Here is a 25,313-nt window from a genome sequence, read left to right on the forward strand (position 1 = left end):
GCCGTCAGATCCCGCACAAACGACGCAACAATTGAGTGTCCAGATGGTTTTCCACCAGGTCCGCCAGGCGCTCGATATCGCGCTCACGCAGGGCGTGATAATCGACCTCCTGCACATCCTGCAAACCCGCCCAGCGCAGCAAGGCACTGCACGCTGCCGGTGTTTCGAACAGCCCGTGCAGGTAGGTGCCCAGGATTTGCCCGTCGGCACTCTGCGCCCCATCACTGCGCCCATCATCGAGCAGCACGGCGGCCTTCGACAGCGCTTGGCCGGTCGTCACCCCCGCATGAATCTCATACCCGCTGACCTCGGCATCCTCCAGCAACAAGCGCCCGCGCACATTACGCAACTGCTTCTCTTGCGCGAGCGTCGTACTGAATGCCAGCAGCCCCAAGCCGTCGCTGGAGCCGACAGGTCCTTCCAGCCCGAGCGGGTCATGCACCTGCTCACCGAGCATCTGCAAGCCGCCACAGATGCCCAGCACTTTGCCGCCATAGCGCAAATGCCGCGCCACGGCGCTATCCCAGCCATTGGCGCGCAGGTAGGACAGATCACTGCGCACGCTTTTCGAGCCGGGCAGGATGATCAGGTCGGCGGCAGGAATCGGCTGACCCGGCCCGACGAACTGCAGATCCACCTGCGGGTGCAGGCGCAGCGGGTCGAAATCCGTGTGATTGCTGATGCGCGGCAGCACCGGCACCACCACCTTGAGCACCTGGGCGGCCTTGTCGATCTGGCGCTGGTCGATGCCGTCTTCGGCCTCCAGGTGCAGGTCCATCACATAGGGCAATACGCCCACCACCGGCTTGCCGGTGCGCGCTTGCAACCAGTCCAGCCCCGGTTGCAGCAGCGCAATATCGCCGCGAAAACGGTTGATGATAAAACCCTGCACCCGCGCCTGTTCGCTGGGGGACAACAATTCCAGCGTGCCCACCAGATGGGCGAACACCCCGCCGCGATTGATATCGGCGATCAACAGCACCGGGCAGTCCACCGCTTCGGCGAAACCCATATTGGCGATGTCGTTGGCGCGCAGGTTGATTTCGGCCGGCGAGCCCGCGCCTTCGACCATGACCACTCCATAGGCCTGGCTCAAACGCGTGTGGGAAGCCAGCACCGCCTGCATGGCGATGGCTTTGTAATCGTGGTAGGCGACCGCGTTCATGCTGGTCACGGCGCGGCCATGGATGATCACCTGAGAGCCGGTGTCACTGTTGGGCTTGAGCAACACCGGATTCATGTCGGTGTGTGGCGCAAGGTTGGCGGCCTGCGCCTGCACCGCCTGGGCGCGGCCGATCTCGCCGCCTTCGGCGGTCACCGCGCTGTTGAGCGCCATGTTCTGCGGTTTGAACGGCACCACCGCGATGCCCTGGCGCACCAGCCAGCGACACAGCGCAGTTACCAGCGTGCTTTTGCCGGCGTCGGAGGTGGTGCCCTGCACCATCAGCGTAGTCATGTGGCTTCCTTGTAAGCGGCCAGCGCCGTGTCCAGACGTTGCCAGTCGGCCTCGCTGTCGGGCAGGCCGAAACGCACGCTGCTGTCATGCACGAACAGGCGCAGCAATATGCCGCGCTGGGCCATGAATTCGTGCAGGCGTTCGGCATGGGGGGTGATCAACCACTGGAACAAGGCGCAGCCACCCTGGGGTTGAAAGCCCTGGCGCTCAAGCAGGTCGAACAGGCGCTGGCCGGCCTCGATGCACCGCGTGCGCTGGCGGGTGTGCCCGGCGCTGTCGCGCAGGCATTGCTGGCCGATTACCCGTGTCGGCCCGCTGACCGCCCATGGCCCGACCTGGTCAGCGAGCAATTTGAGCAGCTTGCGCTCGGCCAGCACGAAGCCCAAACGCACGCCGGCCAGGCCGAAGAACTTGCCGAAGGAACGCAACACGATCAAGCCGACCTGATGAGTGTGACTGGCCAGGCTCAGGTGCGGGGTGACGTCCATGAAGGCTTCGTCCACCACCAGCCAGCCGCCGCGCTGGGCCAGCCGCGCGTGCCAGTCAAGCAGGCGCTCGGGGGCCAGGCTCAAGCCGGTGGGGTTGTTGGGGTTGACCACCACCAGCACGTCGAGGCTGTCGAGAAAGAAGTCGACTTCCTGCTCCTGTACCTCGCGCACCAGATAACCGGCGCGACGCCAGGCTTCGGCGTGTTCGGCGTAGCACGGCGACAGCACGCCGACCTTGCCGGACCGGCGCAGGCGCGGCAGTAACTGGATGGCGGACTGAGAACCCGGCACCGGCAACACCTGAGCGGCGCCATAGTAGTCGGCGGCCGCTTTTTCCAGACCGTCATCGGCCTCAGGCAAGCGGGCCCAGGCGCGCAGGGGAATCTCAGGGATCGGCCATGGCCAGGGCGCCAGGCCACTGGACAAATCCAGCCAATCGGCTTCGGCGATCCCGTATTCAATTGCCGCCTTGCGCAAGCGTCCACCGTGTTCAAGCATAAAATTGCGCCCCCGCGCACAGGATCAGCAGCCACAGCCAGACGCCGCGTTGCACCAGTTGCCAGCCTCGGTCGATGGCGTCAGCGTCGGCCGGCGGACCTTCGCCCAGCTGTGGACGCTGGTGCAGCTCGCCGTGATAAATCGCCGCGCCGCCCAGTTCGACGCCCAACGCACCGGCGCCAGCGGCCATTACCGGGCCAGCGTTGGGGCTGTCCCAGGTCGGGCCCTGGCTGCGCCAGCATTTGAGCGCCAGGCGCGTCTTGCCCAGCAATGCGTAGGTCAAGGCCACCAGGCGTGCAGGAATATAGTTGAGCCCATCGTCGATCTTCGCCGCCGCCCAGCCGAAGCGTTCAAAGCGCTCGTTGCGATAGCCCCACATGGCGTCAAGGGTGTTGCTCAGGCGATAGAGCACCACCCCCGGCACGCCAGCGACCACGAACCAGAACAACGCGGCGAACACAGCGTCGCTGCCGTTTTCCAGCACCGACTCGGTGGCAGCGCGGGCGACTTCGGTGCGGTCCAGCTCGCTTGTCTGGCGGCTGACCAGATAACTCACGCGTTTGCGCGCTTCGTCCAGGTCATCACTGCGCAAGGCCTGGGCGACCGGAATCACATGCTCTCCCAGGCTGCGCATGCCCAGCGCGCAGTACAACGCCAGGATCTCCAGCACCCAGCCGATGTAAGGGGCCCAGGACAATGCAGTCGCCAGCAGGGTCAGCGGCACCACCGCGATAAACCACGCGGTCACGCCATGGCTGCGCCAGCCACGGCCTCCGGTATTGAAACGTTGCTCGATGCGCCCGGCAAAATTGCCGAACGCCACCAGCGGATGCCAGCGCCTGGGTTCGCCCAGCAGCGCATCCAGCGCGACTGCGGCGACACACAGCAAGGCCACACTCATTGACTCACTCCCCACAGGTTTTCATACAACATGTCACTCAATGGCCGAGGCTCGGTCCAGCCTTCGAGCTGCAACATCGGTGCCGGATAGAACTCGGCGACCGGCCCCAGGCACAGCACCGCCAGCGGTTTGGCACCCGCCGGCAAACCCAGCAGGTCGGCCAGGGCCTGGGGTTCGAACAGCGAAACCCAGCCCATGCCCAACCCCTCGACGCGGGCCGCCAGCCACAGGTTCTGAATCGCGCAGGACAAGGAAGCCATGTCCATTTCCGGCAACGTACGACGGCCGAAAATATGCCGCTCGCGATCATCCATCAGGGCTGCTACCAGTACTTCGGCGCAGTCGTGGATGCCTTCGACCTTGAGCTTCATGAATTCATCGGAGCGTTCGCCCAGGGCTTGGGCGGTGCGTATGCGCTCTTGCTCCACCAGCTGTTGAATCCGGCCCCGTAACTGACGGTCACTGATGCGGATAAAGCGCCACGGTTGCATCAAGCCGACACTGGGCGCCTGGTGGGCGGCCTGGAGCAGACGCTGCAGCAATGCAGGCGCGACGGTGCCGCCGCTGAAGTGGCGCATGTCGCGGCGTTCGGCGATGGCGCGGTAGACGGCCTGGCGGTCGGCTTCGGGGAAGGCGTTGTCGGTCATGGCGTCATCGGGGGCAAGCCCCCTCCCACATTGGATTGGGTTTCAACGCCGTCAATTGTGGGAGGAGGCTTGCCCCCTTCCACATTGGATTGGGTTTCAACGCCGTCAATTGTGGGAGGAGACTTGCCCCCTTCCACATTGGATTGGGTTTCAACGCCGTCAATTGTGGGAGGAGACTTGCCCCCTTCCACATTGGATTGGGTTTCAACGCCGTCAATTGTGGGAGGGGGCTTGCCCCCGATAGCGGTGTCGGGGCCCGGCGCAAACAGCGCGGCCACCGCTGTCGGATTGGACGGAAAGTAAAAGTGCACGTAGGAAGCGGTCATTCGCCCTTGTCGATAAACCGCCTCTGCGCCGCGTCCGCCATTGGGGCTCAGGCCACGGGCGATCGGCTGGCATTCGGTGCTGGTGAGGGAATGGTGGTAGGTGTGGCCACGCAATGTGCCTTCCGGCAACTCGACGCTTTGCAGCGCCAGCGCCGCCAGTTTCTTTTGCATCACCGCATCGCCCTGCAAAAGGCCCAGCAGTTCGGCGCGGTTGCCGTCGACGTCGGTGAGCGAGTCAAGCAGGTACAGCATGCCGCCGCATTCGGCGAGCAAGGGCTTGCCGGCCGCATGATGAGCGCGGATGGCATCAAGCATCGGTGTGTTTGCCGACAGGGCCTGGTGATGCAGCTCCGGGTAACCGCCAGGTAGATACAGGCTATCGGCTTCAGGCAATGCGCCGTCATGGATCGGCGAAAAGAAACTCAACTCGGCGCCCATCGCCCGCAGCAGGTCCAGACTGGCGCCGTAGGTAAACGCGAAGGCCTCGTCACGGGCCACAGCAATGCGTACCCCGGTGAGCAGCGGCTCGGCGGCGATCACCTGCGGCGCGGCGAAGGTCACCGGCGGCGGCAGGGCGACTTCGCAACTGCTGCCCAACGCCTGAGCGGCAGCGTCCAGGCGCATGTCGAGGTCATTGAGTTCGCTGGCCTGCACCAGGCCCAAGTGACGGCTGGGCAATTCGATGCCGGTTTCACGCGAAAGCGCGCCGTACCAGCGCAACCCTTCGGTCAGGCTGCCTTCCAGCAACTGCGCATGGCGCAAGGTGCCGACACGATTGGCGAGCACGCCGGCAAATGGCAGGTCCGGCTGGTAGCGCGCCAGCCCCAGCGCGAGCGCGCCAAAGGTTTGCGCCATGGCCGTGCCGTCGATCACCCCCAGCACCGGCACACCGAAGTGCCGTGCCAGGTCGGCGCTGGACGGCGTGCCGTCGAACAGGCCCATCACGCCCTCGATCAGGATCAGGTCGGCCTCCCCCGCCGCTTCCCACAACAGACGTCGACTTTCCTGCTCGCCGACCATCCACATGTCCAATTGATACACCGGCGCGCCGCTGGCGCGTTCGTGAATCATCGGGTCGAGGAAGTCCGGCCCGCATTTGAATACGCGCACCTTGCGCCCCAGGTTGCGGTGCAGGCGCGCCAACGCAGCGGTGACGGTGGTTTTGCCTTGGCCGGACGCCGGTGCGGCGATCAATACGGCCGGGCAATGACGGGGCTGATTCAAAGTTCGACGCCTTTCTGAGCCTTGATACCGGCCTGGAACGCGTGCTTGAGCATGCCCATTTCGGTGACGGTATCGCCCATTTCGATCAGCTCAGGCTTGGCGCCACGGCCGGTGACCACCACGTGCTGCATCGGCGGCCGCGCTTGCAGGTCGCTGAGCACCTGGTCCAGGTCGAGGTAACCGTGCTTGAGGGCGATGTTCAGTTCGTCCAGCACCACCAGGCCGATGGCAGGGTCATTGAGCATCGCCCGGGATACGGCCCAGGCCGCTTCGGCGGCGGCGATATCGCGCTGGCGATCCTGGGTCTCCCAGGTAAACCCTTCGCCCATCACGTGAAAGCGCACCTGCTCGGGAAAACGGCGGAAAAACAACTCCTCCCCGGTGCTGTTACGGCCCTTGATGAACTGCACCACACCGCACTGCATGCCATGCCCCATGGCCCGGGCCAACATGCCAAAGGCCGAACTGCTTTTGCCTTTGCCGTTACCGGTCAGCACCAGCAGCAAACCGCACTCATTGGGCGAATTGGCAATGCGTTCGTCAATCACGGCTTTTTTGCGCAGCATACGCGCCAGGTGACGCTCGTCGCGCTCGGGGGTATCGGTCATGGCAGCTCTCCGTTGGGGCTGGACAAAAACGGCGGGCAGGAAAAAAGAAAAAACAGACAGCCAAGCATCGCCCACCGTGATGCTGTTGAATGTTTCAGGCCGGTCTCCGGGCTCATGAGTGGCGTTCAGGCCGGCGCTGCGCCTTCCCATATCGTGTGGATACAGTGGCAGAAGGCAGCGTCTTGACTCATTTACCGTTGCGGGGGCAGCGCCGGAATTGCGGCGGCACTGTGTACAAGTGCGCTCACTCACCGGCTTCCCTGTTTCACTCTGTTGACGCATACGCCACAGAGCACCTGGAACAAGCCGCGAAGGTTAGTGGGTTGGGGGTGGAGCGTCAATTAAAGCTGGCCCTGTACTTGAACCATCAAGGCAATGTGCTTCTCTACCCTTACAGGTATTCAGGAGAACACCATGCCTAAAAACAGACTCGCCCTACTGATCGCGCTGGCCGGCACCCTCGCCGCCTGCGGAGAAAGCTCGACCCTGCAGGTGGTCGATGGCACCGGGCCCTCGCCGACGTTGCCGGAACCGAACGAGACGCTGATCCCCACCGTGAACATCGCCCCGGCTGTCGGCTGGCCCGACGGCGCCAAACCAACGGCCGCTGCCGGCACCCAAGTGGCTGCGTTCGCAGAAGGTCTGGACCATCCGCGCTGGCTGTATGTGCTGCCCAACGGCGACATCCTGGTGGCCGAGACCAACGCACCGCCCAAGCCGGATGACAGCAAGGGCGTGCGCGGCTGGGTGATGGAGAAGGTCATGGGCCGTGCGGGTGCCGCAGTGCCAAGCCCGAACCGCATCACCCTGCTGCGCGATGCGGACCACGACGGCGTCGCCGAAACCCGCACGGTGTTCCTGGAAAACCTCAACTCGCCGTTCGGCATGGCGCTGGTCGGCAACGACCTGTACGTGGCGGACTCGGACAAGCTGCTGCGCTTCCCCTATCAGTCTGGCGAAACCGCGATCAAGGCCACAGGCACCAAAGTCGTCGACTTACCGGGGGGCAGCCTCAACCATCACTGGACCAAAAACGTGATTGCCAGCCGGGATGGCAGCAAGCTGTATGTCAGCGTCGGCTCCAACAGCAACGTCGGCGAGAACGGCCTTAAAGCCGAAGAAGGCCGGGCGGCGATCTGGGAAGTCGACCGCGCCACAGGCCAGCATCGGATTTTCGCCTCCGGCCTGCGCAACCCCAACGGCATGGCATGGGAACCGCAGAGTGGCAAATTGTGGACGGCGGTGAACGAGCGCGATGAAATCGGCAGTGACCTGGTGCCGGACTACATCACCTCGGTCAAGGATGGCGCATTCTACGGTTGGCCCTTCAGCTACTACGGGCAACATGTGGATGTGCGCGTCAGCCCGCAGAGCCCGGAGCTGGTCGCGCAAGCCATTGCGCCGGACTACGCGGTAGGCCCTCATACCGCGTCGCTGGGGCTGACATTCGCCCAAGGCAACAAACTCCCGGCGCAGTTCGCCAACGGCGCGTTCATTGGCCAGCATGGTTCATGGAATCGCAAGCCGCACAGTGGCTATAAAGTGATCTTCGTGCCGTTCGAAGGCGGACAACCCAAGGGCCAGCCGGTGGATGTCCTGACCGGGTTCCTCGACAAGGATGAGAACGCCATGGGCCGGCCGGTGGGCGTGGTGGTCGATCAGCAAGGCGCTTTGCTGGTGGCTGATGACGTGGGGAATAAGGTATGGCGGGTGTCTGCTGCCAAGTAAAGATTCCCTGGGCCGATACAAAACCAATGTGGGAGGGGGCTTGCCCCCGATAGCAGTGTGTCAGGCACAGATACTGTGACTGATACTGCGCTATCGGGAGCAAGCCCCCTCCCACATTTGGATTGGTGGTTTGTTCAGGGATTTCGCGCCAGGTTTGCCGGCAACACCCGCTTGGCGCTCAGGTAGGCATTCTGCCAATACGCCTTTGACAAGGTATCCAGCTTCACCGTACCGCCGGTCTGCGGAGCATGCACAAAACGCCCCTCACCCACATAGATCCCTGCATGGCTCACCCGCGAACCACCGCCGGTGGCAAAGAACAACAGGTCACCGGTTTGCAGGTTTTGCTCGCTCACGTCCTGGGCGCGCATCACGATCAGCTCGCGGGTGGTACGTGGCAGAGAGATGCCGGCCGCGTCGCGGTAGACAAAGCCAATCAGGCCACTGCAATCAAACCCCGAGTCCGGCGTATTGCCGCCCCAACGGTAAGGCGTGCCGACCAGGCCCAGCGCGCGGAAGAGCACGTCTTCAGCCGCAGGCGAGAAATTCTGGGTGGAATAGTTGAACACCGGCTTAGGCTTGGCTGCGACGGGCGCGGGCGGCGGTGGACGGCTTGCGCAGGCGCTGAGCAGCGCGGCGCAAACAAGCAGAATGAGGCGGGCCGAGGTCGACATGGGCAGAACAATCCTGATCTGGATGCGGCTTTCGCTGCCGAACGCTGAAAACCAGAACGCGCAAGCAAAGCTCGCGCGAACGGATTACAACAATGTCCAGGGATTCTAGCGCTTACACGTCAAACTTCAAGTATCACTTTAACTTTACTTACTGGCGGTAACCGTAGACGGGGCCATGGCGAGTGCACGCTTGGCTTCGATAAAGGTTTTGCTCCAGTAGCTGTCGCCCAGGTTATCGACCCGAACACCACCACTGCGACGGCTGCTGGAGTGGATAAACTGGTTATCACCCAAGTAGATACCGGCGTGGCTGACACGACCGCGACCGGCCGTACTAAAGAAAAGCAGATCACCAGGCTTGAGGTTGTTGCGCGCGACCAACGGTGCTTTCACGTTGATCATTTCGCGAGTGGAGCGCGGCAGGTTCATGCCGGCCTCTTCACGAAACAGGTAGCCGATAAAACCGCTGCAGTCGAAACCGGCTTCGGAAGTGCCGCCGAAACGGTAACGGGTACCGATCAGGGACATGCCGCGTTCGAGAATGCTGTCGGCCAGAACAGGCAGCTGGTAAGGCTTGCTGCCGGAGAAATCGGTGAGTTCTTTTTCGGTTGCCAGCTCTTCTTCATAAACAGAAGCAGACTGTGCAGCAACGAATTTAGCCTGATTTTGAACCTGTGGTTTTTGCTGCTCTGCCACCTGCTGGGGGTGGGAGGCGCAACCAAACAACAGGGTAACGAGTGCGAGAGGCACGAGGGGTGCGAAGCGATTTAGCATGGGCACGACCGTGGCTGATGTGTAAAGAAGGCGAGACTATGCCCTCTATCACATCGATTTGCAAATTCAATCGAGTTCTTTGTGACTTCTCGTTTGGACTATGCCATCTAAGCCCTCAATCCCTGATACCCGCCGCTTGCGTGGCCAAACCGGCCAAAACGCAGGTTTTCTGGCGCCTGGAATTTGCCCAGGCCTTGAAATACAAGGGCTGGCTACCAGCCGAGGGTTTCCTTGAGAAAGGGAATGGTGAGCTTGCGCTGGGCCTGCAACGAGGCCTGGTCGAGTTGTTCGAGCAAGTCGAACAGCGCGCTCATGCTGCGTGTGCCACGGGTGAGGATGAAGTGGCCGACTTCGTCGGTCAGGTGCAGGCCGCGACGCGAGGCGCGCAGTTGCAGGGCGCGTAACTTGTCCTCGTCGGACAACGGGCGCATCTGGAAGATCAGCGCCAGCGTCAGGCGCGACTTGAGGTCGGCCAGCTTCACCGGCAGCTCGCGGGGCGACGTCGACGCGGCGATCAGCAGGCGCCGCCCACTGTCACGCAGGCGGTTGAACAGATGAAACAGCGCCTCTTCCCAATCGGCCTTGCCCGCGATGGCCTGCAGATCGTCCAGACACACCAGTTCGTATTGTTCGAGGTTGTCGAAGATGCCGACACCATGGTCCATCAGCTCAGCCAGGGGCAGGTAGACCGCCGGCTCGCCCATTTGCTCGAAGCGCAGGCATGCGGCCTGCAGCAAGTGGGTACGCCCTACGCCATGCTTGCCCCACAGATAGATCAGGCTTTCAGTCCACCCGGCGTCGGCTTCGCAGAGGCGCTCGACATAGCCGAGTGCAGCGGCATTGGCGCCTGGGTAGTAGTTGATAAAGGTAGCGTCGTCACGCAGACGCACACCTAGGGGCAGCTGAATCGGTTTCATGCTGACTGAACGGCTCCCATCGAACCGTGAGTGGCCTCTGTGTAAAGTTTGCAAAGTTTATACTCGTGGCGCTGGGTGCACAATGCAGCAGACCGCAAGCAAAATCAAAGGTTTGCGTTAACTTGCAGGTTTACGTGGATTGTTTGACGCCCCCCTCCCCTTAAACAACAAACCCGGCCATGGGCCGGGTTTGCGTTATCGCGATTACAGGTCGGGGTCTTCAACCCCCGTGTACACGTCCGAATCCTTGTACAAATCGTGCACATGCCGCACCAGCACCATGATCACCGCCGCCACCGGCAGCGCCAGCAGGATGCCGGTAAAGCCGAACAACTCACCGCCCGCCAGGATCGCAAAAATCACCGCCACCGGATGCAGGCCGATGCGGTCTCCCACCAGCAGCGGCGTCAGCACCATGCCTTCCAGCGCCTGGCCGACCATGAACACCGCGACAATCCCCAGCATCGGGTACAGGTCACCGCCGAACTGGAACAGCCCCGCCACCAGCGCCGCACCGATGCCGATCACGAAGCCCATGTAAGGCACGATTGCCGCCAGGCCGGCGATCAGGCCGATCAACAAGCCCAGCTCCAGGCCGATCGCCATCAAGCCGGCGGCATAGATGATGCCCAGCGCCAGCATCACCAGCAATTGCCCGCGCACGAACGCGCCCAGCACCTCATGACACTCGCCCGCCAGGGACACGATGCGTTCCTCACGGTCGCGCGGCAGCAAGCTGCGGATCTTGGCCACCATGATGTCCCAGTCACGCAGCAAGTAGAACGCCACCACCGGGATCAGCACCAGGTTGGTCAGCCAGCCGATCAGTGCCAGGCTCGAAGCGGTGGCCTGGCTGAGCACCACACCGACGATATCGGTGGTCTTGTCCATGTGTTCGCTGATCGCCGCCTTGACCTTGTCGAACTTCCAGAACCCGTCCGACAGCCCCAGCTTGGCCTGGGCCCACGGCATGGCCGTGTGCTGCAACCAATCGAGCATCTGTGGCGCCAGTTCGTACAGCCGATACAGCTGCTTGGCCAGCATCGGCACCAGCACCAGCACCAGCGCGGTAATGATCAAGGTGAACAAGGCAAACACCGCGACCACACCCAAGGTTCGCGACAGGCCAGCTTTCTCCAGGCGATCCACCACGGGATCGAACAGATAGGCGAGCAGCAACGCAACCAGAAACGGCGTCAGGATCGAATGCAGCAAGAACACAAAAACGCACAGCAGGACAATCCCGCCAAGCCACACCCAACGACGCGTATCCGCCATAAACCACTTCCTCTGTTATTGACTTGCCGCTTCTATATAGAAGGAAGGCCACTTACCAACGAAAACGTAACTGCGCCTGGGGTTCAGGCGCGGCGACCGGTTGAGCGCCATCGGCCGCTGGCTGCTGGGCGGCAGGTTCGCCGGCCGGCACCTCCTGCAACTTGGCCAGGCTCAACTGGGTACGCAACTGATCGGCGCTGCCATTGACGCGATACACAATGCGACTGCCATCGACCCGCTGCGGCTGACCACCAAAGGGCTCCAGCAGACGGCCCAGCACGGCGTAACGCTCCAGAGTCATGCCTTGCACCTCAAGCAACTGTTCGGCGCTGACCCCCGGCTTGACCGCAAAACGCGGCGCGAGCTTCTGGCTGACCGCGAGCAATACGGCATCGGCGACCGCGCCAGTGTCAGCGCCCTGGACGCTGCCCTGCTCGGTTTTATCACCCAGCCACAGGCGCCATTTGGCCTGCCACTGGTTGCCTTCCTGGCGCGCATGCACCGCCAGCAACGCATCGGCGCCGTAGCGTTCGGAGGCCGCGCGCAACGGCGTGGCGTCGGCACTTTCCAGGTTTGGCGCGGTGGCGACCACCTGTTCGTCCAGATCACCCAGCGGCAGGCGCAGCGGCAAGCCTCGGTGCTGGGCCGCCCGGCGCAGCGCTTGAGCCACCGCCTGTCCGTCACCGACCAGGCTGCTGCCTTCGGTAGAGTCGTTCAGCCACCAGCCGAGGATTGAGGGTCGATTGCTGCCCCAGATCGCCAGCCCGGCGTCACGCAAGGCGCGATCGGTGCTGACCGGGTCGAAATCCACCTGCAGGCTTTCCGGCGGGCCGGCGTCGTAGCCGTATTGGCTGATGATTTGTTGCGGATCCTTGCGGATCGCCGCCAGGCCTGGGCCCTCGGCGGCCTTGGCATCACCGGTCAAGCGGATGACCAGGGTCTGCACGGCGCGCTGAGTGGCCTGGTCGCGCTCCTGGGGCGACTGGCTGCTGACCGGTTCGAGAACTTGATAGAGGCCATTGAGGGTTTCGGCATGACTCGCCAGGCTGACCAATGACAAGCAGCCTACAAAAAAGAATTTACACAGACGCATGGAAGATTCCCGAACGACAAATTTAGCGGCTGGAACAGACCGCGTGAACTCGGTTTGGCAAGGCTGTGACACAGCGACCGGTAAAACATTCACAGGTCTGGGTAAGTTTAATGCTGTCACAACGATAGCGGGTTCAAGGCTATACCTTAATACGCTCCATTACCGGCCCGATTCGGTTTTTTTTAAGCTCATATGCCCTGCCCGTCGGCCCGAGGATGGCCGCTGCCCCTCAAGCCTGATAAAATCGCGCGCCTTCGCAGACCGTCAACGGCTGGGCCTTTTACAAAGAGTGCCTGCCGGCTCGGTCGTTACCCAGAAATCCCCCCTAAAGGCCTGGATCATGAGCAAGCAACCCTCCCTGAGCTACAAGGACGCCGGTGTAGACATCGACGCCGGTGAAGCATTGGTCGAACGCATCAAGAGCGTCGCCAAGCGCACTGCGCGCCCTGAAGTCATGGGCGGCCTGGGCGGTTTTGGCGCCCTCTGCGAAATCCCGGCCGGCTACAAGCAGCCTGTACTGGTTTCCGGCACCGACGGCGTGGGCACCAAGCTGCGCCTGGCCTTGAACCTGAACAAGCACGACAGCATCGGCATCGACCTGGTGGCCATGTGCGTCAACGACCTGGTGGTCTGCGGCGCCGAGCCGTTGTTCTTCCTCGACTACTACGCCACCGGCAAGCTCAATGTCGAGACCGCGACTCAAGTAGTTACCGGCATCGGCGCCGGCTGCGAACTGTCGGGTTGCTCCCTGGTCGGCGGCGAAACCGCTGAAATGCCAGGCATGTACGAAGGCGAAGACTACGACCTGGCCGGCTTCTGCGTGGGTGTGGTCGAAAAGGCCGAGATCATCGACGGCTCCAAGGTGGCGGCCGGCGACGCCCTGCTCGCCCTGCCGTCCTCCGGCCCGCACTCCAACGGTTACTCGCTGATCCGCAAGATCATCGAAGTGTCCGGCGCCGACATCGAGAACATCCAGCTCGACGGCAAGCCCCTGACCGACCTGCTGATGGCCCCGACGCGCATCTACGTCAAGCCACTGCTCAAGCTGATCAAGGACACCGGCGCGGTCAAAGCCATGGCCCACATCACCGGCGGCGGCCTGCTGGACAACATCCCGCGCGTTCTGCCAAAAGGCGCCCAGGCGATTGTCGACGTGGCCAGCTGGCAGCGCCCGGCGGTCTTCGACTGGCTGCAGGAAAAAGGCAACGTCAACGAAACCGAGATGCACCGCGTACTGAACTGCGGCGTGGGCATGGTCATCTGCGTGGCGCAGGAACACGTTGAAACCGCGCTGAATGTATTGCGTGAAGCCGGCGAGCAGCCTTGGGTGATCGGCCAGATCGCCACCGCTGTCGAAGGCGCGGCCCAGGTTGAACTGAAGAACCTTAAGGCGCATTGATGCCTGTTACCTGTGATGTGGTGGTGCTGCTCTCCGGCACCGGCAGTAACTTGCAGGCCCTGATCGACAGCACGCGTACCGGCGACAGCCCGGTACGCATCGCTGCGGTGATTTCCAACCGCAGCGACGCCTACGGCCTGCAGCGCGCCAGGGACGCGGGTATCGAAACCCGCTCGCTGGACCACAAGGCGTTCGACGGTCGCGAGGCCTTCGACCGCGCCCTGATCGAACTGATCGACGCCTTCAACCCCAAGCTCGTCGTCCTGGCCGGCTTCATGCGCATCCTCAGCGCTGACTTCGTGCGGCATTACGAAGGACGCCTGCTCAATATCCACCCGTCCCTGCTGCCCAAGTACAAAGGCATGCACACCCACCAACGCGCCCTCGACGCCGGCGACAGCGAGCATGGCTGCAGCGTGCATTTTGTCACCGAGGAACTCGATGGCGGGCCTCTGGTCGTACAGGCAGTGGTTCCGGTAGAGTCACAAGACTCGGCGCAGACGCTTGCGCAACGGGTTCATACCCAGGAACACAGGATTTATCCGCTGGCTGTTCGCTGGTTTGCCGAGGGTCGGTTGATTCTTGGCGAACAGGGTGCATTATTGGACGGTCAGTTACTCGCGGCCAGCGGCCACTTGATTCGAACCTAGGAGATTTTATGCGTCGCGCCCTGCTTTTCGCTTTTGCGCTGTTCGCTCTGCCTGCCGTGCAAGCGGCAGACCTTCACCCCTTCTCCGTCAGCTACACCGCCGACTGGAAGCAGCTTCCCATGAGTGGTTCGGCTGAACGCAGCCTGACCAAAAACGGCGATGGCACCTGGACCTTGAACTTCAAGGCCTCAATGATGATTGCCAGCCTGACCGAAACCAGCGTGATCCTGTTTGACAAGGACACCCTGCAGCCCAAGAGCTACAGCTTCGAACGCGGCGGCCTGGGCAAGGCGAAGAAGATCAACCTGGACTTCGACCAGGCGACCAAGAAAATCACCGGCTTTGAAAACAAGGACCCGGTTAACGTCACCCTCGAAAGCGGCATGCTCGACAAGTCCACGTACCAACTCGCCCTTCAGCGTGACGTGGCTGCCGGCAAGAAAAGCATGAGCTACCGCGTGGCCGAGGGTACTGATGTTGATACCTATGACTTCCGCGTGATTGGCCCGGAAAAGGTCCAGACCAAGGTAGGCTCCATCGACGCGATCAAGGTTGAGCGCGTGCGTGATCCTTCGCAGAGCAAGCGCATCACCCAAATGTGGTTTGCCAAGGATCAGGGCGGCATTCTGGTCGCCTTGCGCCAGGTTGAGACCGATGGCAAGGAATACAACATCATGCTGCAGGATGGCACCGTTGACGGTCAGGCTGTCAAAGGTAGCTGATGAGCTGATGATTCCAAGGAAAGCCTCGCTGAATGCGGGGCTTTTTTTTGCCTGCAGGTTTTGTTGTGAGCCGCCACCGCTATCGGGAGCAAGCCCCCTCCCACACTTGGAATGCGTTCCAAAATGTGGGAGGGGGCTTGCTCCCGATGGCGTCAGTAGCCTGCCCCCAACATGAAACTTTTGTCATCCAACCTCAGCCATTGCGGCCAAACGCCGCGGTTTACGCGGCCTGCGCGAATGTTGCGTTTCCCGCAATAAATTGTTGCGTGCAAAAGCAGTTTACTTAGCAAGCTAACAAATCATATAACAAAGGCCTGCGACGACTTGCCGCAGGCCCACCAAAGATTGGAGCAAGCAGATGACTGTAAAAGTAACTGAACGCGACGATGAACATATGTCCCATGAAGCGATAGGCCACGGGATTCATATCTGGGATGTCCATCAGCAAGACGTATTGGTTGGCATGTTCCACAGCGAGAGCGACGCCCACAATTATAAAAACGAACTGGAAACGCTCGAACTGCAACGCCAGGCAAAAAGCTCCTGAAACACTGAAATCACGTAGAAACTCGGCCCACGCAGCCGAGCCGCCTACACACAAAAACCCCGCCTCTGAGCGGGGTTTTTCGTTTATCGCATACACGCATTTAACCCGCTTGATCCTGCGGCTCCCCGCCCTTCCCCCAGTTGAAAAATCGTGTAAGCAAAAAGCGTAACAACAAATAGACATTTGGTAATGATTCTCGATAGTATCGCTGCGCTTTCACTCGGCCCCACGGAAACGGAGTTTGACTTGATGCACGGATACATCACCACACCGGAACAATCGCTGCTTGGCCGCTGGGGTGAAGCTCTCGCCACCCGTCAATTCCAGGCCAGGCACCTCACCATGGATTCGCTGGTGGCGACCTTGGCGCCCGCTTGCGAACGCAGTTTTCAACGCCTGATCCAAGCGCTGTTTCGTGAAGGCCTGCTCGACCCCGACACACTCAGCCATGATGAACACGATCACTGCTGGCTGGTGCTACCCGACCAGAGCCGCCTGCGCTTCGAACACTTGCAGCCCGGCCGTATGGCCAGCTGGGATTTGCGAGGCAAGGTCAGCCTGCTGCGGGCCGGGCAGCCCGAACAGCACATCCAGTTTCCGTCACAGTTGCTGACCCTGCTCAACACGAGCCTGCAATCGCCTGCCGACCCTGAAGTCTTGAACCGTCTCAACGCAGAGATCGACGACAGCTTCATCAACGATACGCTGTGCCTCGCCTTTCACCAGCAATGGACGCTCAACCTGCACGCATCAATGGGCGCTGAGCATCAGGGCAACCTGCTCAGCTACCTCAAGGACGACGCCGAGGTTTGCAACCCGACATCGGTGCTTGAGCAATGGGGTACGCTCGGTCACCCCTGGCACCCCAACTACAAGACGAAGCTGGGTTTGGGGACAGACCAGGTAATTGATTTCTCGCCAGAGTTCGAGGCGCGTTTCCCTGTGTTGCTGTGTGCGTTGCACCGCCAGTACGCCCATGTCGAAAGCCTGGCCGGAACTGCGGATTACTGGCAGTGGTGGCAAAGCCACTTCCCGCAGGCCGCCCGCCAATTGACCGCACAACTGACCGCTCAGGGCCTGGAGGCCGGCGATTATCTGCCGCTGCCTGCCCACCCCTGGCAAGCTCGCCAGGAATTACCGCAGCTGTTCGCCAATGAAATCGGTGACCGCTTGCTGGTGCTGACCGACATCGTTGCATTCACTGCCCACCCCACCATGTCGTTCCGCACCGTTCTGCCTGAAGGCCGCAGCGATGCGCCGATGGTCAAGCTGCCGGTGTCGCTGCGACTGACCAGCGTACAGCGCACCGTTTCGCCACGCTCGGCGCGCATGGGCCCGCGGATCAGCCACCTGCTGCTGGCAATCCTGGAACGCGAGCCTGCGATTAAGAACATCCTCAGCATCGTCCCCGAGCGCATCGGTGTGCATTTCAAGCCACAGCCGGCCAACGACGAACACTCTCGTCACCTGGCGGTGCTGTACCGCGACAATCCGCAGAGCCAGCTGCAGCCGGGAGAAATGGCGGTGCCGGTGGGCAGCCTGTTTGCCACCGACCAGCACGGCCAGCCGCTGCTCAGGCAATGGGTGCGGCTGAGCAAAAGCAAGGATGACGCCGATGCCATGCTCGCCTTCTTCCACGACTACGCGGCAATCACCGTGCCGGCACTGCTGGGCATGTACTTGCGCTACGGCATTGCCTTCGAGGCCCATCAGCAGAACTCCTTCATGGTCATGGCTGCTGACGGCCAATTGAGCCGCCTGTTGCTGCGCGATTTCGGCGATATCCGCATCGACCGCAAAACCTTGCACGCCCACGGCCTGGACATTGAACTGCACGACCCGAAGATGACGCTCTACGACGACGCCGGTTTCGTGCGCGACAAGCTGCTGCACACGGTGTTCATGTGTCACCTGGGCGAATTGGTACTGCTCGCCTCGCGCCACTTCGACCTGCCCCAAGCGCGGCTCTGGAAGGCGCTGTCGACACAGGTCAGCCAGTGCTTTGACGACTTGCGCGGTCAGGTCGAGCCGCAACGCTGGCAAACCGAACGCCAGGCACTGCTGGAGCTGGACTGGCCAGCGAAGTCGTTCATGCGCATGCGCCTGCTGGAAAGCCACGCCGACATCGTCGGACGCCTGCCCAACCCGTTGAGCGCCATCGCCAATGCCGAATAACGGCACGGCGCTGCGGCTGCTGGTGGTGATTCAGTTGGTGTCGATGGGGGCCATGGAGATGAGCGGCCCCTTCTGGCCGCTGCAGATCCAGAAGCTGCTCGGTGTTGCCAATGCCCAGTACACCGGCCTGTTGTCTTCGCTGGTGTACGCCGGGCCTATGATGGCGGCGATGATCCTGACGCCCCTGTGGGGCCGACTGGGCGACCGAACCGGGCACAAGCCGATGATCATCCGTGCGTTGCTGGCGCTGGCGGTGTGCCAGGCGCTGGCGGCGCTTACCCTCGACCCTTGGGTGCTGGTGGCCATTCGCGTGGCGCAAGGGGCCCTGGCCGGTTTCATCGCGGCAGCACAAGCCTATGCGCTGGCCTGCTGCGGCGACGGTGGACGCGGGCATATTCTGGCCCGCCTGCAATCAGCCACCGCCGTCGGTTCCCTCGCCGGGCCGGTGCTGGGCGGCTGGCTGATGGATATATCCGGTTTCGTATTGCTGTGCTACAGCGCCACCGCCGTCTGCGTGTTGTGCGCAATAATCAGTCTGTTTTTACCCAACGACTCACCCCGATCGAGACCTGCCCGCACCTCCAAGCCCGCCGCACTGCCCAAAGGCTGGCTTGGCGCGATGCTGGGAATCATCGTATTGATTCAAGCAGCCAAGATGATGCCGCAACCGTTCTACGCGTTATATGTTGCCGATGTCCTGCACGCACCCGCGTGGCTGATCGGCGCCAGCTATGCCGCCAGCGCATTGACCCTGGCGCTGTCCGCGCCGTTATGGGGCCGCCTGTTCGATCGACATCAACCCGCACACACGCTGCGCATTATCGAGTGGGTCACCTGGGCCTGCGCCTTGACGCTGGCCTTCACCGCACTGGCCAGTGAATGGCTGGGATTCATCGCCAGTCGACTGCTATGGGGCGTGTGGCAAGGCGCCTTGTTGCCCGTTGCCTACACGCTGATCGCCAACACCGTAGCGCCGAGCCAGCAGGGTTTCGCCCTGGGCATGGGCAACAGCGCCGCCAAAGCAGGTGCCTTGGGCGGCGCGCTGATCGGGGGCATCGGCATGGGCTTGGTGGGCCTGGGGCACAGCTTCTGGCTGGTGGCACTCACCTATGCACTGGCCGCCGTCGGCATCCGCGCCATCCGCTCGTTGACGCGCATGCCTGAAACATCGGTTCTTTCTGTCAATACTTCTAATAACTGAGACAAGCTCATGAACAAATCGCAATGGGCAGTGCTGCTGCCGCTTTTCGGGTCGATAAGTGCCCCTGCCTGGGCCGACCAGGCAGAGCAGACCCAGGCCGCGCCGACCACCCTGCAGCTACAGGAGACCGTGGTCTCGGCCACGCGCAATGAAACCAGCATCGCGCAGATTCCAGGCTCGGTGCAGGTGATCAACGAAGAGCAGATCCGCCAGCAGACGGGGGCCGGACGCCGCGTCGCCGATATCCTCGGCCAACTGGTGCCGGGCATCGCCCCTTCCAGCGGCGGCATGAGCAACTTCGGCCAGACACTTCGGGGGCGCAATACCCTGATCCTGATCGATGGGGTTTCCCAGAACGCCACACGGGATAACTTCCGCCAACTCAACAGCGTGGCGCCGGAAAGCATCGAACGCATCGAAGTGATCTCCGGTGCCAGCAGTGTCTACGGCGCAGGCGCATCAGGCGGCATCATCAACATCATCACCAAGCGCAACAAGGGCGAAGACTTGGCTTTCAGCAGCAAGGTCGGCATGACCGCCGGCAATAGCTTCAGCCACAAGGGCTTTTCCTACGAGGCGTTTCAAAGTGCCACGGGGCGCAAGGGCCCGGTGGACTGGTACCTCTCGGGCAACACCGTGCAGCGCAACGACCAGTTCGACGGCAACGGCAAACGCATTCCCCAGGACACGTCCCAGGGCAGCAACATGGACACCGACACCTACGACCTGCAAGGGCGTTTCGGCTACGAGCTCGATGATGACAAGAAGCTCAGCCTGTCGCTGCAGGACTACAAGGACGAGCAAGACACCCGCTATACCAAGAACCCGCGTATCACCAGCTCTGCGGTCGCGGTAAAGGGCCTGGACCTGGGCGACCAGCCTTACACCCACAACCAGGCGGTCAACCTTAACTACACCGACAAGGATTTCTACGGCCAGGGTCTGCAGGTGGAAAGTTACTGGCGCCGCGCGGATGCGTTGTTCTTCCCGGACCTGTCCAGGGGCCGAGCAGGCGTATCGGACAACAACAGCGTGCAAGATGTGTATGGCTTGCGCGCCGCGATCGACACACAAATGCCGGACATCGGCCCGGCGACCGGCAACCTGGTCTGGGGCGCCGACTATGACCATGAAACCTCGCGTCAACGCGGCGACCAGTACCGCGTCAACGGCCTGACCTACACCAAGACCGGCACCACCTTCGAGCTGGGCCCGGACATTCAGACCACCACCAAGGCCATCTTCGGCCAACTGTCCTATGACATCGGTGACTGGACCTTGCGCGGTGGCGTGCGCCGCGAGTGGATCGAGAGCGATGTCGACGACAGCATCGCTTACGGCGAAATCGTTCAGACCGGCAACCGCGCGACGCTGCCGGGCGGCACTCTCAAGTATGACGACACCCTCTACAACCTCGGCGCGGTGTACCACCTGACCGAAAACCAGGATGTATTCGCCAACTTCAGCCAGGGCTTTTCCCTGCCGGATATCCAGCGCTTCCTGCGTGACGTCAACAGCACGTACAACATTCAAGACCTCAATGCCCAGGCGCTGAAGGTCAACAGCTATGAACTGGGCTGGCGTGGCAACTGGGACAAGTGGCTGGCCAATGTCACGGCGTATGAAAACACGTCGGATGTGACGCAGTTCTATGACGCCAATGACCGCGTACTGCGCCTGATCAATCAGAAAGAACGCGTGCGTGGCATCGAAACCAGCCTGACCTACAACGTCAACGACCAATGGTCAGTAGGCGGCACCTACGCCTACGCCAAAGGTGAAACCCAGCAGAACGGCAAATGGATCGACCTGCCCGCCACCCGTATCTCGCCCGCCAAGACCACAGCTTTTGTCGGCTATGACCGTGGCGACTACAGCCTGCGCCTGCAGGGCATGCGCCTGGCCAATTACGACGCCGCGTTCAAGGACAACAACGGGCGCGATATCCAGGGCTACACCCTGGTCGACCTGCTCGGCTCGGTAAGCCTGCCGGTAGGCCGCCTCGAAGGTGCGGTGTACAACCTCACCAACCGCAACTACCAGAACATGTTCGCTCAGGCCAACGCCCGCGCCCCATACCCGAATGCCGAAGGTCGCACCTTCAGCCTCAGCTATGCGGTGGATTGGTAAGCTGCACGCAGCTGGTTAAAACACAAACCCCGCCTTTTGGCGGGGTTTGTGTTTTAACGGCTTACCACATCAGATCGTCGGGGATCTGGTAGGCAGCGTACGGATCGTCCTCATCCGGCACCTGGCTTTCCGTCAGGATATTGAGCTGCACGATACGCTCTGGCGCGCGCTCCTGGATCTTCAGCGCGGCTTCGCGCGGGATCACCTCGTAACCGCCGCCGTGGTGCACGATGGCCAGGGAGCCGTTGCTCAGTTTGTTGCGCATCAGCGTGTTGACCGACAGGCGCTTGACCTTCTTGTCATCCACGAAGTTGTAGTAATCCTCGGTGGTCAACTTCGGCAGGCGCGAGGTTTCGATCAACTGCTTGACCTGGGCCGTGCGCGCCTTGGCCTCGGCTTTTTCCTGCTGCTGACGGTTCAGCTCCTGGTCGCGCTTGACCTTCTCGGCATGCGCCTCGGCCGCCAGGCGCGCCTGGGTGTCATCGACTTCAGCCTGACCCTTGTGGACCAGCCGCTGCTGTTTCTGCTTCTCTTTGCCGACCTGCTTGGCCTGCTTTTGGTTGACCAGACCTGCTTTGAGCAACTGGTCGCGAAGGGAAAGGCTCATGGTGCTTACTCACTTGGGCAACTGCTCAACCGCAGCTGGATACATTCTTTTCCTGGCGTTTGGCTTCGCCCCACAGGGCGTCCAACGTTTCGAGGGTGCAATCTTCTATGGGTTGGTGCGTGTCGCGCAATGCCTGTTCGATAAATCGGAAACGTCGCTCGAACTTGGCATTGGCGCCGCGCAGCGCGGTTTCCGGGTCGACCTTGAGGTGACGGGCCAGGTTGACCGCAGCGAACAACAGGTCGCCGACTTCATCGGCGATGGCCGCCGAATCGTTATCGGCCATGGCTTCAAGCACTTCATCGAGCTCTTCGCGCACGTTATCCACCACCGGCAACGCCGACGGCCAGTCGAAACCCACCTGGCTGGCGCGCTTTTGCAACTTGGCCGCACGCGAGAGAGACGGCAAGGCGGTGGGCACATCATCGAGCAGGGACAATTGCTCGGGTGCGTCGGATTTCTCCGCGCGTTCCTCAGCCTTGATCTGCTCCCAGCGCTGCTTGACCTGCTCTTCGCTCAACTGCGGGATATCCAGCGGGGCATACAGATCGCCGGTCGGAAACACGTGGGGGTGACGCCGGATCAGCTTGCGGGTGATGCTGTCGATCACCCCGGCAAATTCGAAGCGCCCTTCTTCGCGCGCCAATTGGCTGTAATACACCACCTGGAACAGCAGATCGCCCAATTCCCCCTGCAGATGATCGAAGTCGCCGCGCTCGATGGCGTCGGCCACTTCGTAGGCTTCTTCGAGGGTATGCGGCACGATGCTGGCGTAGGTTTGCTTGATGTCCCACGGGCAACCGAATTGCGGGTCGCGCAGGCGGTTCATCAGGTGTAGCAGGTCTTCAAGTGAATACATCAGTCTCTTTCCGCTGAAGATCAAATGTGGGAGGGGGCTTGCCCCCTCCCACATTTTAAACCGCGTTCATGGGGTGCGATTACGCCGCGTCTCGATGATGTTCGGCAACTGGGAAATCCGCCCCAGCAACCGCCCCAGCGCATCCAACCCCGGAATCTCGATGGTCAGGGACATCAGCGCAGTGTTGTCCTCCTTGTTGGAGCGGGTGTTGACCGCGAGCACGTTGATCCGCTCGTTGAGCAGCACTTGCGACACGTCGCGCAGCAGGCCGGAGCGGTCGTAGGCACGGATGATGATGTCCACCGGGTACGTGAGCACCGGCACCGGGCCCCAGCTGACCTGGATGATCCGCTCTGGCTCGCGCCCGCCCAGTTGCAGCACCGAGGCGCAGTCCTGGCGGTGAATGCTCACACCGCGGCCCTGGGTGATGTAGCCAACAATGGCATCGCCCGGCAACGGCTGGCAGCAACCGGCCATTTGCGTCATCAGGTTGCCCACGCCCTGGATCTGGATATCGCCGCGCTTGCCAGGCTTGTAGCCGGTGGCCTTGCGCGGGATCAGTTCCAGCTGTTCGTTGCCGCGCTCCGGCTCCACCAGTTGCTGGGCCAGGTTGACCAACTGGGCCAGACGCAAATCGCCGGCACCGAGGGCGGCGAACATGTCTTCGGCGATCTTCATGTTGGCCTTTTCGGCCAGCTTGTCGAAGTCCACCTGGGGCAGGCCCAGGCGCGCCAGTTCGCGTTCGAGCAGAGTCTTGCCGGCGGCGACGTTCTGGTCGCGGGCCTGCAGTTTGAACCAATGGACGATCTTCGCCCGCGCCCGCGAGGTGGTGATATAGCCCAGGTTCGGGTTCAGCCAGTCGCGGCTCGGCGTGCCGTGTTTGCTGGTGATGATCTCGACCTGTTCACCGGTTTGCAGGCTGTAGTTGAGCGGCACGATGCGCCCGTTGATCTTGGCGCCCCGGCAGTTGTGGCCGATTTCGGTGTGCACGCGGTAAGCGAAGTCCAGTGGCGTGGCACCCTTGGGCAAGTCGATGGCGTGGCCGTCGGGGGTGAAGATGTAGACCCGGTCCGGTTCGATATCCACGCGCAGCTGTTCGGCCAGGCCACCGATGTCGCCCAGCTCTTCGTGCCACTCCAGCACTTGGCGCAACCAGGAGATTTTTTCTTCGTACTGGTTGGAACCGGCCTTGACGTCGGTGCCCTTGTAGCGCCAGTGCGCGCAAACCCCCAGCTCCGCCTCTTCGTGCATGGCGTGGGTGCGAATCTGCACTTCCAGCACCTTGCCTTCAGGGCCGATCACCGCCGTGTGCAGCGAGCGATAGCCGTTTTCCTTGGGGTTGGCGATGTAGTCGTCGAATTCCTTGGGAATGTGCCGCCACAGGGTATGCACGATCCCCAGCGCGGTGTAGCAGTCGCGCATTTCCGGCACCAGCACACGCACGGCGCGTACGTCGTAGATCTGGCTGAACGCCAGGCCCTTGCGCTGCATTTTGCGCCAGATGGAATAGATGTGCTTGGCGCGGCCGCTGATGTCGGCATCCACGCCGGTGGCCTGCAACTCGGAGCGCAACTGGCCCATCACGTCGCTGATAAAGCGCTCGCGGTCGAGCCGCCGCTCATGCAGCAGCGTGGCGATCTGTTTGTATTGATCGGGCTCGAGGTAGCGGAAGGACAGGTCCTCCAGCTCCCATTTGATATGGCCGATACCCAGGCGGTGCGCCAGCGGCGCGTAGATATCGAAGACCTCGCGGGCCACGCGGTTGCGCTTTTCGTCGTCGGCGGTTTTCACCGCCCGGATCGCGCAGGTGCGTTCGGCCAGCTTGATCAGCGCGACGCGCACATCGTCGACCATCGCCACCAGCATCTTGCGCAGGTTTTCCACTTGGCCCTGGGTACCCAGCACCATGGACTGACGCGGACTGAGGCTGGCACTGATGGCCGCCATGCGCAGCACGCCGTCGATCAGCTTGGCCACCACGGCGCCAAATCGCTGGCTGACGGTCGGCAACGGGATGTGCCCTTCACGCACGCCGCGATCGAGCACGGCGGCGATCAGCGAATCCTGGTCCAGCTTGAGATCGGCCAGGATCTCGGCGATTTCCAACCCGGTACGAAAGCTTGAAGTGCCTTCCGCCCACAGGTTTTTGGCCGCATTGTCTTGCTGTTCAGACTCACGAGCGAACTCGCAGGCTGCTTTCAAGGCTTCACGGTCCAGTGCCGGGTCGACACTGACGGCATGATCCAGCCATGCCTCGAGATTGATACTGCCGTCGGTGTTGATCGGCTGGTGTGCTCTCACCTGTACCATCTTGCTTACCTTCCCTACGACGCACCTTGGATGCGCCAAAAATCATCGCCGACCTTGCTGCAGGCTCCCTGGCAGTTCACGGCCCTGGAGACTGCAGGCCA

Annotated in this window: 21 protein-coding genes, 1 tRNA gene, 1 pseudogene and 1 riboswitch; of the genes and pseudogenes, 9 read left to right on the top strand and 14 right to left on the bottom strand. The window is 62.0% G+C overall.

All coding sequences use genetic code 11. The annotated features are described in order from the left end of the window. Window positions 1–4: 4 nt before the first annotated feature. From SC318_RS18810 to cobO, 6 genes and pseudogenes are all read right to left on the bottom strand, one after another. A complete protein-coding gene (locus SC318_RS18810) occupies window positions 5–1,456 on the bottom strand; it encodes a cobyric acid synthase (protein WP_320428008.1) in 1,452 nt (483 codons plus the stop codon). Next, window positions 1,453–2,442, bottom strand: a complete 990-nt coding sequence (gene cobD, locus SC318_RS18815) for a threonine-phosphate decarboxylase CobD (RefSeq protein WP_320428009.1) — start codon at window positions 2,440–2,442, stop codon at window positions 1,453–1,455. The genes SC318_RS18810 and cobD overlap by 4 nt, the downstream gene beginning before the upstream one ends. After that, window positions 2,435–3,343: an adenosylcobinamide-phosphate synthase CbiB gene (cbiB, locus tag SC318_RS18820; protein ID WP_306494035.1), complete on the bottom strand. Its 909-nt coding sequence runs from the start codon at window positions 3,341–3,343 to the stop codon at window positions 2,435–2,437. Before cbiB ends, cobD begins: the two co-directional genes overlap by 8 nt. Beyond that, window positions 3,340–3,990 carry a 5,6-dimethylbenzimidazole synthase gene (gene bluB / locus SC318_RS18825; RefSeq protein ID WP_320428010.1) on the bottom strand — a complete coding sequence of 217 codons (651 nt, stop codon included), beginning with the start codon at window positions 3,988–3,990 and terminating at the stop codon, window positions 3,340–3,342. Before bluB ends, cbiB begins: the two co-directional genes overlap by 4 nt. Window positions 3,991–4,169: 179 nt before the next feature. Continuing rightward, a pseudogene (locus SC318_RS18830) lies at window positions 4,170–5,540 on the bottom strand (cobyrinate a,c-diamide synthase); the annotation flags it as partial. Further along, entirely contained in the window at window positions 5,537–6,148 is a 612-nt protein-coding gene (gene cobO, locus SC318_RS18835; protein ID WP_320428011.1) for a cob(I)yrinic acid a,c-diamide adenosyltransferase, read from the bottom strand. The gene cobO and the pseudogene SC318_RS18830, both read right to left, overlap by 4 nt. Window positions 6,149–6,227: 79 nt before the next feature. Then, window positions 6,228–6,463, bottom strand: a riboswitch (cobalamin riboswitch). A 99-nt stretch (window positions 6,464–6,562) separates the two neighbouring features. Between cobO and SC318_RS18840 the strand changes: the two genes are divergently transcribed. Next, complete coding sequence (locus SC318_RS18840; protein WP_320428012.1) at window positions 6,563–7,876, top strand: PQQ-dependent sugar dehydrogenase; 1,314 nt, start codon at window positions 6,563–6,565, stop codon at window positions 7,874–7,876. 134 nt (window positions 7,877–8,010) lie between these two features. Here SC318_RS18840 and SC318_RS18845 read toward each other — a convergent pair whose 3' ends face one another. From SC318_RS18845 to SC318_RS18865, 5 genes are all read right to left on the bottom strand, one after another. Continuing rightward, the gene (locus tag SC318_RS18845) at window positions 8,011–8,550 is read right to left on the bottom strand and encodes a C40 family peptidase (RefSeq protein WP_320428013.1); all 540 of its coding nucleotides are present in this window, start codon (window positions 8,548–8,550) and stop codon (window positions 8,011–8,013) included. A gap of 144 nt (window positions 8,551–8,694) precedes the next feature. Continuing rightward, window positions 8,695–9,324 carry a C40 family peptidase gene (locus SC318_RS18850; protein ID WP_320428014.1) on the bottom strand — a complete coding sequence of 210 codons (630 nt, stop codon included), beginning with the start codon at window positions 9,322–9,324 and terminating at the stop codon, window positions 8,695–8,697. Between the two features lie 212 nt (window positions 9,325–9,536). Continuing rightward, window positions 9,537–10,241 (bottom strand): DnaA regulatory inactivator Hda, encoded by a 705-nt coding sequence (gene hda / locus SC318_RS18855; protein WP_065884498.1) that lies wholly within the window; start codon window positions 10,239–10,241, stop codon window positions 9,537–9,539. Between the two features lie 204 nt (window positions 10,242–10,445). Beyond that, window positions 10,446–11,519, bottom strand: coding sequence for an AI-2E family transporter (locus SC318_RS18860; protein WP_320428015.1), 1,074 nt, complete (start codon window positions 11,517–11,519; stop codon window positions 10,446–10,448). A gap of 52 nt (window positions 11,520–11,571) precedes the next feature. Next, on the bottom strand, window positions 11,572–12,612 hold the full coding sequence (locus SC318_RS18865) for a DUF2066 domain-containing protein (RefSeq protein ID WP_320428016.1): 1,041 nt from the start codon (window positions 12,610–12,612) through the stop codon (window positions 11,572–11,574). Between the two features lie 340 nt (window positions 12,613–12,952). On the opposite strand from SC318_RS18865, the gene purM reads away from it, so the two are divergent. The 8 genes from purM to SC318_RS18905 all read left to right on the top strand — a co-directional run bounded on the left by purM (window position 12,953) and on the right by SC318_RS18905 (window position 21,436). After that, window positions 12,953–14,011: a phosphoribosylformylglycinamidine cyclo-ligase gene (purM, locus tag SC318_RS18870; protein ID WP_065940601.1), complete on the top strand. Its 1,059-nt coding sequence runs from the start codon at window positions 12,953–12,955 to the stop codon at window positions 14,009–14,011. Window positions 14,012–14,089: 78 nt separating this feature from the next. After that, window positions 14,090–14,195: transfer RNA gene (locus SC318_RS18875), tRNA-OTHER, on the top strand. Window positions 14,196–14,286: 91 nt separating this feature from the next. Further along, complete coding sequence (gene purN, locus SC318_RS18880; protein WP_320428017.1) at window positions 14,287–14,661, top strand: phosphoribosylglycinamide formyltransferase; 375 nt, start codon at window positions 14,287–14,289, stop codon at window positions 14,659–14,661. 8 nt (window positions 14,662–14,669) lie between these two features. Then, window positions 14,670–15,383, top strand: a complete 714-nt coding sequence (locus tag SC318_RS18885; protein WP_306494046.1) for a DUF3108 domain-containing protein — start codon at window positions 14,670–14,672, stop codon at window positions 15,381–15,383. A gap of 358 nt (window positions 15,384–15,741) precedes the next feature. Continuing rightward, on the top strand, window positions 15,742–15,930 hold the full coding sequence (locus SC318_RS18890) for a hypothetical protein (RefSeq protein WP_320428018.1): 189 nt from the start codon (window positions 15,742–15,744) through the stop codon (window positions 15,928–15,930). Window positions 15,931–16,179: 249 nt separating this feature from the next. After that, window positions 16,180–18,105 carry an IucA/IucC family protein gene (locus tag SC318_RS18895; RefSeq protein WP_320428019.1) on the top strand — a complete coding sequence of 642 codons (1,926 nt, stop codon included), beginning with the start codon at window positions 16,180–16,182 and terminating at the stop codon, window positions 18,103–18,105. Continuing rightward, window positions 18,095–19,306 carry an MFS transporter gene (locus tag SC318_RS18900; RefSeq protein ID WP_320428020.1) on the top strand — a complete coding sequence of 404 codons (1,212 nt, stop codon included), beginning with the start codon at window positions 18,095–18,097 and terminating at the stop codon, window positions 19,304–19,306. Before SC318_RS18895 ends, SC318_RS18900 begins: the two co-directional genes overlap by 11 nt. Window positions 19,307–19,315: 9 nt before the next feature. After that, a complete protein-coding gene (locus SC318_RS18905) occupies window positions 19,316–21,436 on the top strand; it encodes a TonB-dependent receptor (RefSeq protein WP_320428021.1) in 2,121 nt (706 codons plus the stop codon). 61 nt (window positions 21,437–21,497) lie between these two features. Here SC318_RS18905 and SC318_RS18910 read toward each other — a convergent pair whose 3' ends face one another. The 3 genes from SC318_RS18910 to relA form a co-directional block, all read right to left on the bottom strand. Further along, window positions 21,498–22,043, bottom strand: a complete 546-nt coding sequence (locus SC318_RS18910) for a DUF2058 domain-containing protein (RefSeq protein ID WP_014719402.1) — start codon at window positions 22,041–22,043, stop codon at window positions 21,498–21,500. A gap of 25 nt (window positions 22,044–22,068) precedes the next feature. After that, entirely contained in the window at window positions 22,069–22,902 is an 834-nt protein-coding gene (gene mazG, locus SC318_RS18915) for a nucleoside triphosphate pyrophosphohydrolase (RefSeq protein ID WP_306494049.1), read from the bottom strand. Between the two features lie 66 nt (window positions 22,903–22,968). After that, window positions 22,969–25,212: a GTP diphosphokinase gene (relA, locus tag SC318_RS18920; protein ID WP_320428022.1), complete on the bottom strand. Its 2,244-nt coding sequence runs from the start codon at window positions 25,210–25,212 to the stop codon at window positions 22,969–22,971. Window positions 25,213–25,313: the final 101 nt, after the last annotated feature.

The organism is Pseudomonas sp. MUP55, assembly GCF_034043515.1.
Classification (GTDB): Bacteria; Pseudomonadota; Gammaproteobacteria; order Pseudomonadales; family Pseudomonadaceae; genus Aquipseudomonas.

What these genes read in the sequence shown, in the direction of transcription:
- relA (WP_320428022.1), bottom strand. Translation starts at nt 25,212, where the DNA reads ATGGTACAGGTGAGAGCACACCAGCCGATCAACACCGACGGCAGTATC.
- purM (WP_065940601.1), top strand. Translation starts at nt 12,953, where the DNA reads ATGAGCAAGCAACCCTCCCTGAGCTACAAGGACGCCGGTGTAGACATC.
- cobO (WP_320428011.1), bottom strand. Translation starts at nt 6,148, where the DNA reads ATGACCGATACCCCCGAGCGCGACGAGCGTCACCTGGCGCGTATGCTG.
- SC318_RS18865 (WP_320428016.1), bottom strand. Translation starts at nt 12,612, where the DNA reads ATGCGTCTGTGTAAATTCTTTTTTGTAGGCTGCTTGTCATTGGTCAGC.
- SC318_RS18900 (WP_320428020.1), top strand. Translation starts at nt 18,095, where the DNA reads ATGCCGAATAACGGCACGGCGCTGCGGCTGCTGGTGGTGATTCAGTTG.
- SC318_RS18890 (WP_320428018.1), top strand. Translation starts at nt 15,742, where the DNA reads ATGACTGTAAAAGTAACTGAACGCGACGATGAACATATGTCCCATGAA.
- SC318_RS18910 (WP_014719402.1), bottom strand. Translation starts at nt 22,043, where the DNA reads ATGAGCCTTTCCCTTCGCGACCAGTTGCTCAAAGCAGGTCTGGTCAAC.
- hda (WP_065884498.1), bottom strand. Translation starts at nt 10,241, where the DNA reads ATGAAACCGATTCAGCTGCCCCTAGGTGTGCGTCTGCGTGACGACGCT.
- mazG (WP_306494049.1), bottom strand. Translation starts at nt 22,902, where the DNA reads ATGTATTCACTTGAAGACCTGCTACACCTGATGAACCGCCTGCGCGAC.
- SC318_RS18810 (WP_320428008.1), bottom strand. Translation starts at nt 1,456, where the DNA reads ATGACTACGCTGATGGTGCAGGGCACCACCTCCGACGCCGGCAAAAGC.
- SC318_RS18895 (WP_320428019.1), top strand. Translation starts at nt 16,180, where the DNA reads ATGCACGGATACATCACCACACCGGAACAATCGCTGCTTGGCCGCTGG.
- purN (WP_320428017.1), top strand. Translation starts at nt 14,287, where the DNA reads ATGCGCATCCTCAGCGCTGACTTCGTGCGGCATTACGAAGGACGCCTG.
- bluB (WP_320428010.1), bottom strand. Translation starts at nt 3,990, where the DNA reads ATGACCGACAACGCCTTCCCCGAAGCCGACCGCCAGGCCGTCTACCGC.
- SC318_RS18840 (WP_320428012.1), top strand. Translation starts at nt 6,563, where the DNA reads ATGCCTAAAAACAGACTCGCCCTACTGATCGCGCTGGCCGGCACCCTC.
- SC318_RS18905 (WP_320428021.1), top strand. Translation starts at nt 19,316, where the DNA reads ATGAACAAATCGCAATGGGCAGTGCTGCTGCCGCTTTTCGGGTCGATA.
- SC318_RS18845 (WP_320428013.1), bottom strand. Translation starts at nt 8,550, where the DNA reads ATGTCGACCTCGGCCCGCCTCATTCTGCTTGTTTGCGCCGCGCTGCTC.
- SC318_RS18860 (WP_320428015.1), bottom strand. Translation starts at nt 11,519, where the DNA reads ATGGCGGATACGCGTCGTTGGGTGTGGCTTGGCGGGATTGTCCTGCTG.
- SC318_RS18885 (WP_306494046.1), top strand. Translation starts at nt 14,670, where the DNA reads ATGCGTCGCGCCCTGCTTTTCGCTTTTGCGCTGTTCGCTCTGCCTGCC.
- cbiB (WP_306494035.1), bottom strand. Translation starts at nt 3,343, where the DNA reads ATGAGTGTGGCCTTGCTGTGTGTCGCCGCAGTCGCGCTGGATGCGCTG.
- cobD (WP_320428009.1), bottom strand. Translation starts at nt 2,442, where the DNA reads ATGCTTGAACACGGTGGACGCTTGCGCAAGGCGGCAATTGAATACGGG.
- SC318_RS18850 (WP_320428014.1), bottom strand. Translation starts at nt 9,324, where the DNA reads ATGCTAAATCGCTTCGCACCCCTCGTGCCTCTCGCACTCGTTACCCTG.